The following is an 18,017-nucleotide window of genomic DNA, read 5'->3' on the forward strand; positions in this document are numbered from 1 at the left end:
AATAGCAAAAACTACAATTGCAAGGCAGGTTCACCGTGGTATTTCGCGTTTATGTTGAAAAACGATCTGGTTTCGATATAAAAGCCCAACATCTTAATCACGAGCTTAAAGAGATTCTTGGTATTAATTCCCTAAGATCCACGCGCATAATCAACAGGTACGACGTAGAGGGAATATCTAAAGAACTTTTTAATACTGCAATTAAAACTGTTCTTAGCGAACCGCCAGTAGATAATACATACGACTACTTGCCTATTAGCACAAATGAACACGTTTTTGCTATAGAGTTCCTTCCAGGGCAATTTGACCAACGTGCACAATCGGCAAGCGAATGCATACAAATGATTAGTCAGGGAGAATGCCCTAAGGTTAAAACAGCTCAAATTCTTGCATTTAAAGGCGATTTAACTAAAGAAGACCTTGATGCAATAAAACACTACGTTATTAATCCAGTAGAAGCTCGCGAGGCATCTCTAGATGAAGTTAGCACGCTTGCAACCGAAGCGATTGTTCCAGCAAATGTAGAAGTATTAGACGGATTTAACGACTTAGATTCCATTGGATTACAAAAATTCATAGAAGACCGCGCGCTTGCAATGGACTTAGCTGATGCCAAATTCTGCCAGGATTATTTTAAAAACGAAAATCGTAATCCAACTATTACCGAAATAAAAGTAATAGACACGTACTGGTCTGATCATTGCCGTCACACTACGTTTGGAACACATTTTAAAGACGTACAAATAGATGATGAGCAAGTAAAAGATGCTTTTAATCGCTATCTTAAATTACGAGAAGAGCTTAAGCGTACAAATAAGCCGATTTGTCTTATGGACATGGCAACTATTGGCGCAAAATATTTAAAGCATACAGGAAAGCTTAAAAACTTAGACGAATCCGAAGAAATCAACGCGTGCACAGTAAAAGTAAAGGTTGACGTTAACGGACACGATGAAGACTGGCTGTTTTTGTTTAAAAACGAAACGCATAATCATCCTACAGAAATAGAACCTTTTGGTGGAGCCGCAACATGCATTGGCGGTTGCATTCGTGACCCACTTTCTGGCAGATCCTATGTGTATCAGGCAATGCGAGTAACAGGAGCAGCCGACCCTAGAACGCCTATTAGCGAAACTTTAGAAGGAAAACTATCTCAAAGAAAAATCGTAACTTCGGCAGCTGCAGGATATTCGTCTTACGGAAATCAGATTGGACTTGCAACAGGCGAAGTTCACGAGCTTTACCATCCAGGATATGTTGCAAAGCGCATGGAAGTTGGAGCTGTTGTAGCTGCTACACCAGCAGACCATGTTCGCAGGGAAACGCCTGAGGCAGGAGATGTGATTATTCTTCTTGGTGGCAGAACTGGAAGAGACGGAATAGGCGGTGCAACTGGTGCTTCTAAAGCTCAAGATACTGAAAGCATTGAAGAATGCGGAGCAGAAGTACAAAAAGGAAACGCACCTATTGAGCGTAAACTACAACGACTTTTTAGACGAAAAGATGCATGCCGTCTTATTAAGCGTTGCAACGATTTTGGCGCGGGCGGAGTTAGTGTTGCCACGGGCGAAATCGCAGATGGATTGATTATTGACTTAGACAAAGTCTCTAAAAAATACGAAGGGCTTGATGGCACCGAACTTGCTATTTCCGAGTCTCAAGAGCGCATGGCTGTTGATGTTGCCGCAAGCGACGTAGACGAATTTTTGAGCTACGCTCGTCAAGAGAATCTGGAAGCGCAAGTTGTTGCAACAGTTACAAAAGAAGCTCGAATGAAGATGACTTGGCGAGGGAAAACAATTGTTGATTTAAGCCGAGAATTCTTAGCTTCTAATGGCGCTTCTAAAACTCAAGATATTCACGTTGAAGGCGGCAAAAACTACACTACAAAGTGGCAAGACGCAAGTGACGAATATGCTAATAAGACTTTTAGCGAGCGCATAAAAGATCTTGTTTCAAATATTAATGTTTGCTCAAATAAAGGTCTTAGTGAAATGTTTGACTCCACTATTGGAGCCGCAACGGTTCTTATGCCATTTGGAGGCCGCCGACAACTCACTCCAGCACAAGCAATGAGCGCAAAATTCCCAGTATTCGGCGAAACAAACACCGCTTCTGCAATGGCTTGGGGCTTTAACCCGTACATTATGGAAAAGAATCAATTTACGGGCGCTTACTTAGCTGTTGTAGAATCTTTGGCAAAGCTTGTAGCAAGCGGTTTTACAATCGAAAACGCTTATTTAAGTCTTCAGGAATATTTTGGCAAGCCGCAAAACGTTCCAGAACGTTGGGGCAAACCTACTGCAGCCGTTCTTGGTGCTTTATGCGCTCAAATTGATTTTGGAGTTGCTGCGATTGGCGGTAAAGACTCTATGAGCGGAAGCTTTGAAAATCTTGATGTTCCACCAACCCTTATATCTTTTGCTGTTTCTACAGGAGACGCTCGCTTGGCAGTATCTCCAGAGTTTAAGAAAACAAATAGCAAAATCCTTAAGATTTCGCCAATCTACAAGCAAGACGGCCTTACTCCTAACGCTCAAAGCTTCTTAGAGGCGATTAGGATTGTGGAAAATCTTACTTCAAATAAGCATGCGCTCGCAGTTAGTACTCCAGGTTTTGGAGCTAGTGCGGAAAGCTTGTTTAAGATGACTTTAGGTAATCATATTGGCTTAAAGCTTAATGAGTCTGTTAAAACCGACGACTTATTTAAGCCTAGCTACGGAACTTTCTTTGTAGAAGTAAACGAAGATTTTAACGTTAACGATTTTGCGAGCGAATTTAGCAAAGATCTTGTAAATGTTGAATTTATTGGCCAAACTTGCAGTGAGTTTAAGTTTTATGCTTGCAATGAAGCTATTAGTTTAGACGATTTGCAAGAAGATTGGGAAAGTCCTCTAGAGGGCATCTTCCCTTACAGAGCTAAGGGCAATGCGGTTCGCGCAATAAATTCCACTAATCGCAAGCCTATTCGAAATCATATGAAATCTCACAGAAGAACGCCGTTAAGCAAGCCGCGCGTTATTATTCCAGTCTTCCCTGGCAATAATTGCGAATACGACACTCAAGCAGCGTTTGAAAAGGCTGGAGCAGAATGCAAAACGCTTATAATCAACAATTTAAGCGCTAATGATGTTGTAGAGTCTGCACAAGAGCTTGTTAAAGAGATTAATAAAAGCCAGATTGTTATGATTCCAGGCGGTTTTTCTGGAGGAGATGAGCCAGACGGTTCTGCAAAGTTTATAGCGGCATTCTTTAGAAATCCTGCTGTTAGCGACTCTGTTCGCGATTTGCTAAACAATCGAGACGGCTTAATGCTTGGAATTTGCAACGGCTTCCAAGCACTTATTAAGCTTGGTCTTGTTCCATTTGGAGATATTGTTCCAATGGATGCAGAATGCCCAACTTTAACGTTTAACACTATTGGAAGGCATCAAAGCAAGATTGTTCGAACTCGCGTTGCTTCTAATCTTTCTCCTTGGCTTTCAAATTGCAAAGTTGGAGATATTCATAATGTTGCAATATCTCATGGCGAGGGTCGATTTGTAGCGTTGCCAGAAGTTATGGATGCGCTTATACAAAACGGTCAGGTTGCCACACAATACGTTGACAGCAATGGCGTTCCAAGCATGAATCTTAAGGTAAATCCAAACGGGTCACTTATGGCTGTAGAAGGAATCACAAGCCCAGATGGAAGAGTGTTTGGAAAAATGGGTCATTGCGAGCGCACTGGAAGCGGCTTGTACGTAAATATTCCAGACTTTAAAGAGCAAAACATTTTTAGCGCTGGCGTTGAATACTTTACGTCGTGATTGGGGATTTTGTGTTTAAATATTCTAATCAAACTATTTGCAGCAATTTTAAAACAATAGGGGGCGCAAATGTCTGCTGAGCTTGAAGGTGTTCACGAAGAATGCGGTGTTTTTGGAGTGTGGGGTCATTCCGATGCTGCAAGACTTACCTACTTTGGCTTACACGCATTGCAACACCGCGGCCAAGAAGGTGCTGGAATAGTAGCCAACAATAATGGCCATCTTAAGGGATACAGAAACTTAGGTCTTTTAACGCAAGTTTTTGCAAACGAAGACATTATGAAGCAGCTAACCGGAAACAGTGCCATTGGCCATGTTCGCTACGCGACTGCGGGGTCTGGAAGCGTTGAAAACATTCAACCTTTTCTGTTTTCTTTCCACGATGGAGACGTTGCTTTAGGCCATAACGGCAATCTTACTAATTGCACAACTCTTAGAAATAAGCTAGAAGATTGCGGAGCTATTTTCCACTCCAATTCCGACACCGAAGTTCTTATGCATCTTATTAGAAGGTCCACAAAAACTTCGTTTATGGATAAGCTTAAAGAAGCTTTGCGCACGGTTCACGGCGGATTTGCATACCTGCTTCTTACGGAGAACTCGCTTATTGGAGCAACGGATCCAAACGGTTTTAGGCCGCTTTCTTTGGGAAGAATGAGTAACGGAGCTTATGTTCTTGCATCCGAAACTTGCGCTTTAGATATTGTTAGCGCAGAGTTTATTCGAGATATTGAGCCGGGCGAAATAATTGTTATTAATAACGAAGGCTACAAGATTGAGCGTTATGCAAAAAACATTCAGCACGCTGTTTGCTCAATGGAATTTATATATTTTGCTCGCCCAGATTCCAACATATACGGCATAAACGTTCATTCTGCACGAAAACGAATGGGAGCACGTTTAGCTAAAGAGTCTCCTGTAGATGCAGACATGGTTATTGGAGTTCCTAATTCTTCGCTTTCTGCGGCTGGAGGATACGCCGAAACAAGCGGAATTCCTAACGAGATGGGTTTGATTAAAAATCAGTATGTTGCACGCACTTTTATTCAACCAACTCAAGAACTAAGAGAACAAGGCGTTCGCATGAAGCTTTCGGCTGTTCGAGGTGTTGTTAAAGGAAAACGCGTAATTGTTATTGACGATTCAATAGTTCGCGGAACCACGTCTAAAAGAATTGTTCGTCTTCTTAGAGAAGCAGGAGCAAAAGAAGTTCATATGAGAATCTCTTCCCCGCCTCTTAAATACCCGTGCTTCTACGGAATTGATATTCAAACCACTAAAGAGCTTATTGCAGCTAAACATTCCGTTGAACAAATTCGCGAATATATTGGCGCCGACTCTTTAGCTTTCTTGTCTTTAGATGGTCTTGTTGAGTCCATTGGATTAAACAAACCAGCTCCGTATGGAGGATTATGTGTTGCGTATTTTAATGGCGACTACCCTACTGCTTTAGATGACTACCGAGATGAATTCCTCGCTTCGCTTTCTAAAGAAGATAAGGAAGTTTTAGAAAACATTAAAAAGAATAGTAAATACAATTTTTGCGATTCAAACTGCGATTAAATCTATAACTAAAACAACTAAAAACTGCATTTAAAACTGCGATTAAACACTTAAAACAAACACGAAAGGACTTTTAAATGCCAAACGCATATGAACAAGCTGGCGTTAGCGTAGAAGCGGGCTACGAGGTTGTGCGAAGAATAAAATCCCACGTAAATCGCACAAAAAGACCAGGCGTTATGGGAGGAATTGGCGGTTTTGGCGGCCTATTTGACTTAGCAAGCCTTGGATACAAAGATCCTGTTCTTGTTTCTGGAACAGACGGTGTTGGAACAAAACTGATGATTGCGCAAATGATGAAAAAGCACAATACAATAGGCATTGATTGCGTTGCTATGTGCGTAAACGACATCGCTGCTCAAGGTGCACAGCCCCTGTTCTTCCTTGATTATATTGCTTGCGGAAAAAACAATCCTATAGTTTTAGAACAAGTTGTTTCAGGCGTTGCAGACGGATGTATTCAAGCAGAATCTGGCTTAATTGGCGGAGAGACCGCAGAAATGCCAGGAATGTATAAAGAAGACGAATACGATCTTGCAGGATTTGCTGTAGGCGTTGCAGAAAGAGAAAACATTGTTGACGGCTCTAAAATCACACCTGGAGACGTTCTTATAGGTCTTGCATCATCTGGAGTTCATTCCAACGGATTCTCACTTGTTCGAAAAGCTTTATTTAGCGAAGGCGGCTTAAACGTAAACAGCAAGCCAGAAGAATTGAGCGGCAAATCTGTTGGAGAAGTTCTTTTAGAGCCTACAAAAATCTATGTTAAAGCTCTAAAGCCTCTTTTTGCCAATCATCTTATTAAAGGCGTGGCTCACATTACAGGCGGCGGATTTATAGAAAACGTTCCAAGAATGTTTGCAGAAAATCTTGCAGCACAAATAAACACAAACAGCTGGCAAGTACCGCCAATCTTCAATCTTATTGAAAAATCAGGCAAAGTAGACCACGCAGAAATGTTCAATGTTTTTAACATGGGCATTGGAATGGTGCTGGCAATAGAGAAAGATAAAGCCGATGAAGCCATGCAAATCCTTAAAAACAATAACGAACAAGCGTATATTATTGGCAAGATAATAAACAGAAACAATAGTGCTGTAGAACTGGCATAAACGCAAAGCGCGTAAACAAGTAGAACAAGTAAACCAAGTGAACAAAACGTGTTAACAATACAAAAGGAACAATTATGAAAGTCTTAGTTGTTGGCTCAGGCGCCCGAGAACACGCAATCGCGACTGCGTTTTTAAATAGTAAAAGTGTTAGCGAAGTTACGGTTGCTCCTGGAAACCCTGGCATGATTAAAAGCGGAATCAAAGTTGAAGCCATTAGCGAATCAGACCATAACGCTTTAATCGAATTTGTTAAGAACAACAACTACGACTTTGCATTCATTGGACCAGAAGTTCCATTAATCGAAGGAATTGTTGACGATTTTAAATCACATGGCCTGCTTGCATTTGGACCAAACAAGGCGGCAGCTCAAATTGAAGGCTCCAAGGATTTTGCAAAGCAGCTTATGCAAAGGCACAACATTCCAACAGCCAGCTACCGCACATTCAGCGAGCTAAACCCAGCGGAAGAATATGTTAAAAAGCATGGTGCTCCAATTGTTATTAAAGCAGACGGTTTGGCTGCTGGAAAAGGCGTAACAGTTGCAACTAGCGTTGACCAAGCATTAAATGCATTAAATGAGATTTTTGTAGACAACCGTTTTGGAAAAGCTGGAGCAAAAGTTGTTATAGAAGAATTCTTAGACGGCGAAGAGTTCTCATTAATGAGTTTTGTTAACGGAACAGATTTTTGGGTTATGCCAATTTCTCAAGACCACAAGCGCGCTCACGACGGCGACACTGGCCCAAATACGGGCGGGATGGGAGCCTATAGCCCAGTTCCACAAATTAGCGAAGATGTTGTAAAACAGGCGATTAGCCAAATTGTGCGTCCAACTGTTGAAGCTCTTTCAAGCGAAGGCATGCCTTTTACAGGAGTTTTGTACGCAGGATTGATTAACACAGCGCAAGGTGCAAAAGTTATAGAATTTAACGCTCGCTTTGGAGACCCAGAAACCGAGGTTGTTCTTCCAAGGCTCACTAGCGACTTTGGCGAAGCCATTTTTAACATTCTAACTGGCAAAAAACCAACGTTTACTTGGGTTAAAAATGGCGTAACTCTTGGCGTTGTTCTAGCAAGCAAAGGTTACCCTGGAAAGCTTGTTACAGGCACACCTCTACCCCAAATTAGCCTTAATAGTAGCGACCAGCATGTTTACTACTCTGGCGTTAAATTAGACGAAAACAATAATCTTGTAACATCTTCTGGAAGAGTGGCACTTTTGCAAGTAAACGGCAAAGACGTTAAAGATGCGCAATCAAAAGCCTACAGCATATTAGACAATATTGATTTTTCTAACATGTTCTATAGGCACGACATTGCATCCAAAGCGCTTAAAGCGTTGCAAAGCTAGAAGTCAAGAAAGTTTGTGTTTTTAAGATAATGCTTTCCTGCTGTAATATCGTATTGAATCAAGCGGTAGTCATGCAATAATTGCTTAGTTTTTTTGCTCATTTTACTAGCAATCATTGGCTTTCCGCTTGGATTCAAGTAAATTGGCTGGCCTTGCGGAATTCTATCCCACCCCTGAATCTTATTTACTACAGGCGGCTCCATTGCACTAATCTTTTCGTGCAATCTTGTAAGGAATGCAAGATATGGCGAAACTTTAGAATTTGTGTGAGACGCCACTTGCGATATAAAGAAGTTTGGAGAAGAATAATAGTCCCTGATTTTGTTTGGAGCTTTATTATTTTCTTTAGCTTTTTTATTTGACCAAATAAAGTAATCAGTTAGATGCAAATCAAGAGAATTATTTTCATCATCGCTTGCTGTGCTATATATTCCAGGAAGATGATCGCCATAGAATACAACAGTCACTGGCTTATCTATAGAATCCAAGTCATTTAAGAATGATTGAGTTGCTTGGTCTGTGTACTTTACACCCTTAGCATATGTTTCAATCGAAGATATCTCCGACCTTCCAAGCTTTGGCGAACCGTGCTTTGTACTAGCCTTAAAATCATTGTTTTTATACCAGTTTCTAAATGGCATATGATTTTGCATTGTGACTATTTGCACAAACTGGTTATTCTTGCTTGAGGCGATTTTTTCGAACGCACTTTTATACGCAGACTCGTCACAAACATAAGGCGACTTATCAAGCATATTTTTATGTGCAATAACATTTGGAGCTTCTAGAGAGTAGAACTTGCTAAAACCAAACTTCTTATAGTTTGTTGAACGCAAGTACATACTCGGCTCGTATGGATGGAATGCTATTGAATTACTTTCGCTTCCCCAATATTGATTAATTGTAGGAGTCCAAGAAGAATTTGGAACAAGCTGCTGATACGGGCTTGTAAGAGATGAGTTAAAGTTAACCATGCTCAATCCGGTAAGAGACATGTATTCAAGGTTTGCTGTTCCGCCGCCGTAGCCAGATGAAAGCATTAATCCACTATCTGTATGCTTTTTTAAAGCACTTATAAATGGCATTGGATTTTTATTTAATTGCAATCCAGGAACCCTCATTGGATTAGAGAATGATTCCGAAAGAACATAAACAACAGTGTTATCGGAGATTTTTGACTTTCTAGAAGCATTTATTTTTTTAGCCTCATTATTGTATTTTTCTAGCAAAGCCTTCATAGTTTGCTCGCTATAATCCGAAGGCTTATCCATAACCTTTGGATTCACTTGCCTTAAAAAGGCCACTAAAGTACCGTTTCTTTGAGCGTCGTAAACGGAATCCCACATAGACGGGGAATCTCCCATAAACTTAGAGAAATTATTTGCATTAGAATCAACAGTTCCAACTGTGCAAACGTACCATCCAAAAACCGCTGATAGTGCGATTACAGTTGCAATACGAACCAAAATCGCAGTTCTTAAATCTGCAATAATAACAATTTTCCCATGATTTGCATCCAAAACATGCATTAAAACAGCAACAATCCAAGTTATTATAACGGCAACAATAGAGCTAAAAATAACGGCGTTAGCATTGTCTGGAAGAAAAGATGCAATGTTTCCAGTGTTGCTTTTTAAAAAGTTTAAGTCGGCTGGAAGAATCGTTTCGTATCGAACGTTTACCTTCATATATTCAATAACAGAAACAATTATTGACGCACTAACCAAAATTGCAGACGCAATCCAAAAACGATTTATGATTATTAACAAAATCCCATAAATCAACGCAACAATAAGAAGATTAAGCACAAAAACAAAATTAAGCTTAAGCCACATTTTTGAAATTATGTTCCATGCGCTAGCCGAAAGCGAGGAAGTCATTTCCACTCGCCCAGAACGCTGAACAGAAAGCTGCACAATCATAACTGTTATTGCGCATAAAACAACAAACATAACAGAGTACGCCCAGCGAGCAATCGTAAGCTTAAAATGCTCAAATCGCCTAAAAATTGTAAGAGAATTGCTTAATGGCAATTTTTCACCCTTCTGATTCATGCCCATGTTTAATGCCTAATGTTTAATACATGTTTAAGTCTTAATACATATTACGTATACATATTACGTACGCATCTGCTTTACACATACATCTTAAGTATCACTATCGTCATACCAGCAATCGCAGTATTATAAATATTCATACTTTTGGTGTATTGTAATAAGTTCTACAGTCTATATCATTATAATAGATGACAAAATATAGAAAATTTTAAGGATTATATACTATATTTGCAATGGTTGTGTTTGTTGGCTCCAATCTAGCGAGGTTTTAAGGAACAGTAAGAATGAAGCAATTTGTTGCCACAATTAACTTAATGCACGGCATTTTACCTGTAAGCGTATTCGCAATATCTGGGTTATGCCTAGCTGTTCTTTTAATTACAAAACCTAAAGGGTCAAAGTATTTTTCAAAACTCTTAACTCAACTAGGCTCGGCATTTTTATTCGCCATTATTTTTGGATTCATAACTTGGCTTATATCCGACGTTTTTCTTGTGTTTGGCGTAAGTCTGGGATGGCTTGTTATCTCCTCTATTGCAGCAGGATTTGCAGCCGTAGGTTTTGCACTAAGCGCAGCAATAATATCTAAAGGATTTAGAAGAGCCTTTGCTATTTTTTCAATCATCTTGTTTGTTCTGGCAACAATGATTCGCGTAAACATGATTTACGGAGAATACACAACAATCGGGTCTGTTTTTGGATTAGGAAACTACCCAAAGCTAGAAGAGCACAATAAGCATAATGCCGTTATGGAAATCAAAAATTGGAATTTGCTAGCAGAACAAAACAAACTGCCTAAAATGCCAGCTAAGGGTATTAGCCGTTCAGTTAGAATTCCTGCAACTCAATCCGATTTCCGCGCACGAATCGCAAACGTATATCTGCCTCCAGCTGCGCTAACAAAATTTGCTCCAAAACTTCCTGTAATGGTTCTTCTTTCCGGACAGCCAGGAAGCCCTAATAGACTATTTGCTGCAAGCGAAATAGTGAATACTTTAGACGCTTACGCTAAAAAACACAATGGTTTAGCTCCGATTGTTGTTTCCCCAGACCAAAATGGCACTTCAACGCACAATTCACTTTGCGCAGACACAAAGATTTATGGAAACGCTCAAACTTATTTAACTAAAGATGTTGTTAACTGGATTCGTAAAAATCTTCCAGCAAGCACAAATCCAGCACTTTGGCTTATGGGAGGATTTTCTCAGGGAGGAACTTGCGCAACTCAAATAGTTCCAGCATATCCAAAGTTGTTTGGAAACATGTATTCTGCTGGCGGAGAGCTAGAACCAACGTACAAGAATCGAAAAGAAACAATAAACCGTTATTTTAACGGCAATCGCAAGGAATACGAAAAGCATATTCCGTCAAACATAATGAGAAAAAATGCTCCATTAAATCAAAACTATTATTCAGTAGCTGGAGCTTGGGATCCTAAGTCTCAAGTAAATCAGTCTACTATTGCAATGGCAGCGCATAAGGCTGGAATAAGCGTTATAACAATGATTTCTAAAGGCTCTGGCCACGATTGGCATACGGTTCAAAGCGGATTAAAGGTTGCAATTGATCATCTTTGCAAAGACGCTGGAATAGCAAAGCATAATCCAGATTTAAGCTCTTATAGCAATATTCAAGTGGTTGTTAATCAGAAGGTGAGGCGATAAACATGCCAAACTTTTTATCAAAAAATCACAAGTCAACAGCAAGACATCATTTATCTATACTAAGTAATGATGTTAGAATCTGGCTGTCTCAGAGAGTTCTTGCAGTAAAAATCACGCTTGTTTTTTTGCTTATAAACCTTTTACATTGGATTTTCCGTACCGTAATGCACATTTACACTTACGGCACAAACGCTACACTTGCACAGTTTTTCTCGTACCATAAGCCAAAAATTGGCTCCACATTCCTTTTTGGGCATAGAAACATTCCTCAACTTTTGCTTAAACTGTTCCATTCGCTTTTCTTTGTAAACAGTTTTCCCTCTCTAGCCGTTAACGCCATTCTTTCTTTGGTTTTAATTGGATTAGCAGAAACAAGAATTGGAAAAATACGCTTGCTTTTTGTTTCTGTATCTAGCACGCTTATTGGAACTTTGCTAGGGATAACACTAATTGGCAATCTTTCTGCGATTATTCGCAATATGCATTGGATTACTAGAATACCAATTAGGCTTTCGCCTTTTACGCTTTTTGTTGGCGCATTTATGTCTGCAGCAACATGCGAATCAATATTGTGGCGTAGACGAATGCTTGTTTTGGGATATTCAATAACCTCGGCAATGCTTCTTTATAGTGGAAATCCTGGAGATTATTGCACGATTTTTGCGGCGATTTGCGGCCATATTATTGGCAATGTAATGAACAAAAACAACAAAACTAATACCACTAAAAGCGCAAGCTGGTGGCATGGAACAGACTACGAAATTAGGCGTCTTTTTTCAATAACGCAGCTTATTATGGCGTTAGGCCCTGTTCTTGCATTGTCTTCAAGATCTCACGCTGGAATACTAACAACACTAGGCTTGTTTATGTCTCCACAAATGGGTACAAAACCTTGGCTTGCAAGATGTATATCGAACTATAGCTCCAGCAGCTGTTTGCTTCATTCTGGCTTGCAACACGCAACAATTGGCGGTCTTTGGATTCGCATTCTTTTGCCTATTGTTACTCTAATGATTATATCTTGGGGTCTTTTACGCGGAAGGCGACTTGCAGCTTATGCTGCTATAACAATTAACGGGCTTACGGCTGTGTATGCAACCATGTACTTTGCAATTTTGCCGTTGATTGCAGCTAAGCAAGCTATGATTTCTCACAAGAATAATGCCACATCTATAGCCTTTATGCTTACCGCTCTGCCTCCGCTATTAATTGCAATACTATTGTTTATAAACATAAAGCACTTCCAAAATCATAGCGACAAGTTTGAGCGAAGAATTGGCTTAACAGCAATAGTTTTGGCCATATTATCTACTGGAATAGGCTACATTTGCTTTGGATTAATTGCACCTAACGAGTTTAAACCTCATGCAGACTTGCATCATTTACTGCAAGATCTTCCAGGGCGTTGGATGCCTATGGGATTTGGCTTAAGATCAAACGCAATGCTGACTCCTCTAACGCCTCTTGCATCTGCTACTGCTCAGTGCGTGGGAGTTCTTCTTTGGATTGTTCTTTTTGTTGTTTGCCTTATGTGGTTTAAAAACAAAGTTACAATTAACGAAGAAGACCGCAAAAAAGCAAGTCAGTTAGTTCATTTTGGCGGAGACACAATGAGCTTTATGACTACTTGGCCAGATAATCACTATTGGTTCTCCAACACAGAACGCTCGGCAATAGCATACAGGCTTAAGTACGGAATTGCTTTAACTTTGACTGGTCCTTTTGGAGACAAATCTGAATATAATCAAGATTTAAAATCATTTATTAAGCTTTGTGAGCAAAATTCTTGGTCTCCAGCATTCTACGCTGTGCACGATGAAGATAGAAAAAACCTAGAATCTCTTGGTTTTATGTCTATTAAAGTTGGAAGCGATATGCTAGTTTACCCTAAAGAATGGCAAACTAGAGGTAAAAAATGGCAGGATATTCGTACTGCTATAAATAAAGCTAAGCGCGATGGCATAACAGATGTTCTTAGCACCTACAACGAAGCTCCGTGGAATGTTAAGCAACAGATTATTGAGATTTCGGAAGAGTGGGCAGAACTTAAATCTCTTCCCGAGATGAAGTTTACTCTTGGCGGATTAGAAGAATTGCATGATTCTAGAGTAAAGATTTTGTACGCGATTGACGATAATGGCAAAGTTCTTGGCGTAACCAGCTGGATGCCTACTTATAGCAACAATCGCGTAATCGGTTGGACTCTTGATTTTATGCGTCATAGAACAGATAGTCCTAATGGAATTATGGAACTTCTTATTGCGCGAATGGCAGAACGCTTAAGAGACGAAGGCCTTGAGAATCCAGAATCTGCTGTAGAGTTTATGAGCCTTTCTGCAGCTCCTCTTGCAGGAATAACCGATATTTGCGATTCGGAAGATTCTAGTAATTCTGCCTCTTTGCAAAATAAAGATAGCGTTATTAATAACCAAAACGAAATAATTGTTCATACTCTAGAGATGATGTCGGATATTTTGGAGCCAGCGTACGGTTTTAAATCGTTGTACTTCTTTAAGAAAAAATTCCAACCAACTAATAGGCCTGTGTATATATGCTATTGTGATTCTGCAAAGCTTGCGCAAATATCTCTAGCTGTTACAAGCTCTTATTTGCCAGAAACAAATCCAAAGCAAATTCTAGAAATGATAAAAACGCTTAAAAAAGACACAAATCAAAAAAATCTCCGTTAACTTGCGGCATTATAGCTTGCATGTTAACGGAGACTAAATTTATTAAGAAATCTTAATTAAGATTTTAAATCGTACAACTAAGATTCAGATTCAGCGGATTCTTGCGATTCTGCGGATTCTTGCGATTCAGTTGAATCTAAAGAATCAGTTGCATCCAAAGATTCAACTGGCTTAGAGCTGCTATCTGCTGAATCAAACTTTCTGCCACGGAAAATAAATTCTCCAAGCAATCCTTCGCCTTCAGCATCAACCTCAACGCATTCGCCGTCTGTTAAATCGCCAAGCAAAATCTTCTCGCTAATTGCATCTTCAATGTCTCGCTGAATAACTCTGCGTAGCGGCCTTGCTCCAAGAAGTGGATCAAAGCCCTTCTGCGCAAGAAGATTCTTAGCCTTGTCTGTAAGTTCCAAAGCCATATGGCGCTCAAAGAGTCGATCATTTAAACGCTTAACGTCTAAGTCAACAATCTGGCGAACTTCTGGCTCCGTAAGCTGACGGAACACAATAGTATCGTCTAAGCGATTTAAGAACTCTGGGCGGAATTGACGCTTAAGCTCGGAATTAACCTGATCCTTCATGCGCTGATAAGACGCATCCGCATTGTTTCCAAGACTAAAGCCAGTATTTGCCGCCTTAGCAATATCTCGAGTACCAAGATTTGTAGTCAAGATAATAATCGTGTTCTTAAAATCAACTTTTCGCCCCTGACCATCTGTTAAGTGGCCATCGTCCAAAACTTGCAACAATGTGTTGAAAATATCTGGATGAGCTTTTTCAATCTCGTCAAACAAGACCACAGAGAATGGCTTTCTACGAACCTTCTCTGTAAGCTCGCCACCTTCCTCGTAGCCAACATAGCCTGGAGGCGCACCAAAAAGACGGGAAGCTGCATACTTTTCTGCAAACTCCGACATATCTACACGAATAAGAGCATCGTCGTCATCAAACAAGAACTGAGCCAAAGTCTTAGCAAGTTCCGTTTTACCAACGCCAGTAGGTCCAGCAAAAATAAACGATCCAGAAGGACGCTTTGGATCTTTTAAGCCAACTCGCGCACGACGAATAGAGCGAGAAAGCGCACAAACAGCCTCATCTTGGCCAATAATGCGCTTATGCAGCTCTGCTTCCATACCAAGCAGCTTTTTAGATTCTGCCTGAGTTAGCTTAACAACAGGAATACCAGTTGTATTCGAAACAACAGATGCAATAACATCTTCGTCTACAACCATATTCACATTGGATTCGCCTTCTCGCCAAGCTTGCTCTTTAGTCTTGCGATCTTCCTCTAGCTTTTCTTGCTCATCGCGCAAATCAGCTGCTTTTTCAAAGTCTTGATTCTTAATAGCTTCGTCTTTTTTATCGGAAAGCTTAGAAATCTTAGAATCAAGTTCTTTAAGCTCAGGAGGCTCTGTTAAGCGCTTAATACGCAAGCGAGCGCCAGCTTCGTCAATCAAGTCAATTGCCTTATCTGGCAAATTTCTATCTTGAATATATCGAGCAGACATTTCGGCTGCAGCTTGTAAAGCACCATCTGTAATAGTCACATGATGATGATTCTCGTAACGCGCACGCAAGCCCTTTAGAATCTCAATTGTTTCTGCAATAGAAGGTTCTTGAACCTGAATAGGCTGGAATCTGCGTTCCAAAGCCGCATCCTTTTCAATATACTTTCTATATTCGTCTGTAGTTGTAGCACCAATTGTTTGTAACTCACCGCGCGCAAGCATAGGCTTAAGCATATCGGAAGCACCTAAAGCACCATCTGCAGAGCCTGCTCCAACAATAGTGTGAATCTCGTCAATAAATAGAACAATATCTCCGCGAGTCTTAATCTCTTTAAGCACCTTCTTTAAGCGCTCTTCAAAATCACCGCGGTAACGAGACCCAGCAATCATTGAGCCAAGGTCAAGAGAATAAACTTGCTTGCCTTTTAGTGTTTCTGGCACATCCCCAGCAACAATCTTTTGCGAAAGACCTTCTACAACGGCTGTTTTTCCAACACCTGGCTCGCCAATAAGAACAGGATTATTCTTTGTTCTTCTAGAAAGAACAACCATAACGCGTTCAATCTCTTTAGAACGCCCAATAACAGGATCAAGCTTACCCTGCTGCGCTTCGGTTGTAAGATTTCTTCCAAATTGATCTAGCAAAGCAGAACCAGACTGATTGCGCTTATCTTGTACTCCTCCAGCGTTGGCAAGATCGGCACCTTGACCATCTGCAGGTATGCCAGAATTGCCACGAATCAAATCCATTGCTGTGCTACGAAGGTCGCCTAAATCAACCTCCATTTTAATAAGCACTTGCGTTCCAACGCCTTCGCCTTCTCTAATAAGGCCTAGAAGAATATGCTCCGTGCCAATATAACTATGGCCAAGCTGTAAAGCTTCACGCAAACTAAGCTCAAGCACTTGCTTAGCATGCGGAGTAAAAGGTATGTGGCCGCTAGGAGAAACCGTTCCAATGCCAATCATCTCTTTTACTTGTTTGCGCGTACCGTCTAAATCTACACCTTTTGCACTCAAGGCTTTTGCGGCTATTCCTTCGCCTTCTCTAATAAGGCCTAAAAGAATATGCTCCGTGCCAATGTAGTTATGCTGAAGAGCGCGCGCTTCTTCTTGAGCTAACACAATAACACGCCGAGCGCGGTCAGTGAACCGTTCAAACATAATTGCCTTCCGTTTTTATCCTTCGTTCCATGGTAACGAGTTGCCATGACTCTAGCACAATGCCACAGTCTAGAATCTTCCAGCACTAATCATTTGATTCATTGGATTCATTGGATTGCGAATCATCGTCGTTACTTTTTTCGCTATCCAACTCGTTTTCAACGTGTGTATGCTTAAGTCGCTCCTGGCGATTTTCTTTACTATCTTCGATTGCCTCTTCTATAAGCTCAACGTCTGCACGCTCTTCTCTAGGTGATTGAGGCACAACTTCAATGTGATAATCGTCGTAAGCTGGCTCCGATTGAATCCAAAGCTGAGAAGGCTCTGGGGGCTCTATTTCGGAATGTTCTCCACATCCGTGATCAAGCGCCACCACTCGCCCATCATCTGGACTCCACATATTTGCGCAAACGCCAAACATGTTTCCCAAGCTTCCTGCAAGTGGAATCATAAAACCACAAGATGAACATGCTTTTCCGTCTGCAATCTTAGTAGAAAGCGACTTTGGTCCATGCTGGCCTGCATACCATCTTTTTGCAGTTTGAGCTATAGCCTGAGCGGTCATAACCCTTTTTCTGGTTAATCGGAAAGTTTCAACAGCCTCTTCAAAATCTTCTGTTGATTCGCCATTTTCCGTATTCTCTGTATGCTCTGCGTCTGTATGCTCTACATCTTTTTGCTCTGTGTCTGCTGGCGATTCTTGAGCATCTTCGTTATTTTGCTCATTAACGCCTTCTTCTAGCCTGGAGTCATCTTCGGCAGTTCCAATGGAATCCATAACCGAAAGATCTGTAGGCTTAAGCCTGTCTTTCCAAGGAATCCAAGGAGGAGGAAGTAACGAATCTTCTGTTGGAGCAAGACTGGATTCGTTAACCGTCCAACGCCCAGCATCTTCGTCGTGATACAGCGTTACCGACCATTGCCAGCCTTCATACCCAAGCATAGTGCAGGCAAAACGAAAATCGGTAACATTGCTACCAATATCCACTTTCCCTACAAAATCGCCTACAGCGTTTTCGCGCTCAGAAGTTTCCACAGCAACTTTATAAGCAAGATCCTGTGGATTTATTACTTCATCTTCCATAAAAAATCCTGTTAACT

At 40.7% G+C, this 18,017-nt stretch carries 8 protein-coding genes and 1 pseudogene; 6 read left to right on the plus strand and 3 right to left on the minus strand.

The annotated features are described in order from the left end of the window. Positions 1-35 precede the first annotated feature (35 nt). From ACZ0NX_RS01155 to purD, 4 genes are all read left to right on the plus strand, one after another. A complete protein-coding gene (locus ACZ0NX_RS01155) occupies positions 36-3,809 on the plus strand; it encodes a phosphoribosylformylglycinamidine synthase (RefSeq protein WP_464405033.1) in 3,774 nt (1,257 codons plus the stop codon). A 69-nt stretch (positions 3,810-3,878) separates the two neighbouring features. Next, positions 3,879-5,372, plus strand: coding sequence for an amidophosphoribosyltransferase (purF, locus tag ACZ0NX_RS01160; protein WP_060786741.1), 1,494 nt, complete (start codon positions 3,879-3,881; stop codon positions 5,370-5,372). A 77-nt stretch (positions 5,373-5,449) separates the two neighbouring features. Then, a complete protein-coding gene (gene purM / locus ACZ0NX_RS01165; RefSeq protein WP_464405035.1) occupies positions 5,450-6,484 on the plus strand; it encodes a phosphoribosylformylglycinamidine cyclo-ligase in 1,035 nt (344 codons plus the stop codon). A gap of 74 nt (positions 6,485-6,558) precedes the next feature. Further along, the gene (gene purD, locus ACZ0NX_RS01170; protein WP_464405037.1) at positions 6,559-7,836 is read left to right on the plus strand and encodes a phosphoribosylamine--glycine ligase; all 1,278 of its coding nucleotides are present in this window, start codon (positions 6,559-6,561) and stop codon (positions 7,834-7,836) included. Here the strand turns inward: purD and ACZ0NX_RS01175 are convergent. Continuing rightward, on the minus strand, positions 7,833-9,896 hold the full coding sequence (locus tag ACZ0NX_RS01175) for an LTA synthase family protein (RefSeq protein ID WP_464405039.1): 2,064 nt from the start codon (positions 9,894-9,896) through the stop codon (positions 7,833-7,835). The two genes, purD and ACZ0NX_RS01175, sit on opposite strands and share 4 nt — an antisense overlap. Before the next feature lie 281 nt (positions 9,897-10,177). Here ACZ0NX_RS01175 and ACZ0NX_RS01180 point away from each other — a divergent pair, with 281 nt between their 5' ends. Continuing rightward, positions 10,178-11,557: an alpha/beta hydrolase gene (locus tag ACZ0NX_RS01180; RefSeq protein ID WP_464405041.1), complete on the plus strand. Its 1,380-nt coding sequence runs from the start codon at positions 10,178-10,180 to the stop codon at positions 11,555-11,557. A gap of 2 nt (positions 11,558-11,559) precedes the next feature. Continuing rightward, positions 11,560-14,247, plus strand: a complete 2,688-nt coding sequence (locus tag ACZ0NX_RS01185; RefSeq protein ID WP_464405043.1) for a bifunctional lysylphosphatidylglycerol flippase/synthetase MprF — start codon at positions 11,560-11,562, stop codon at positions 14,245-14,247. 77 nt (positions 14,248-14,324) lie between these two features. Here ACZ0NX_RS01185 and ACZ0NX_RS01190 read toward each other — a convergent pair whose 3' ends face one another. After that, positions 14,325-16,916 carry an ATP-dependent Clp protease ATP-binding subunit gene (locus ACZ0NX_RS01190; RefSeq protein ID WP_060786746.1) on the minus strand — a complete coding sequence of 864 codons (2,592 nt, stop codon included), beginning with the start codon at positions 16,914-16,916 and terminating at the stop codon, positions 14,325-14,327. A 183-nt stretch (positions 16,917-17,099) separates the two neighbouring features. After that, positions 17,100-18,000: pseudogene (locus ACZ0NX_RS01195) on the minus strand (DUF3027 domain-containing protein); the annotation flags it as partial. Between the last annotated feature and the right edge of the window lie 17 nt (positions 18,001-18,017).

Source organism: Gardnerella rara (assembly GCF_055452355.1).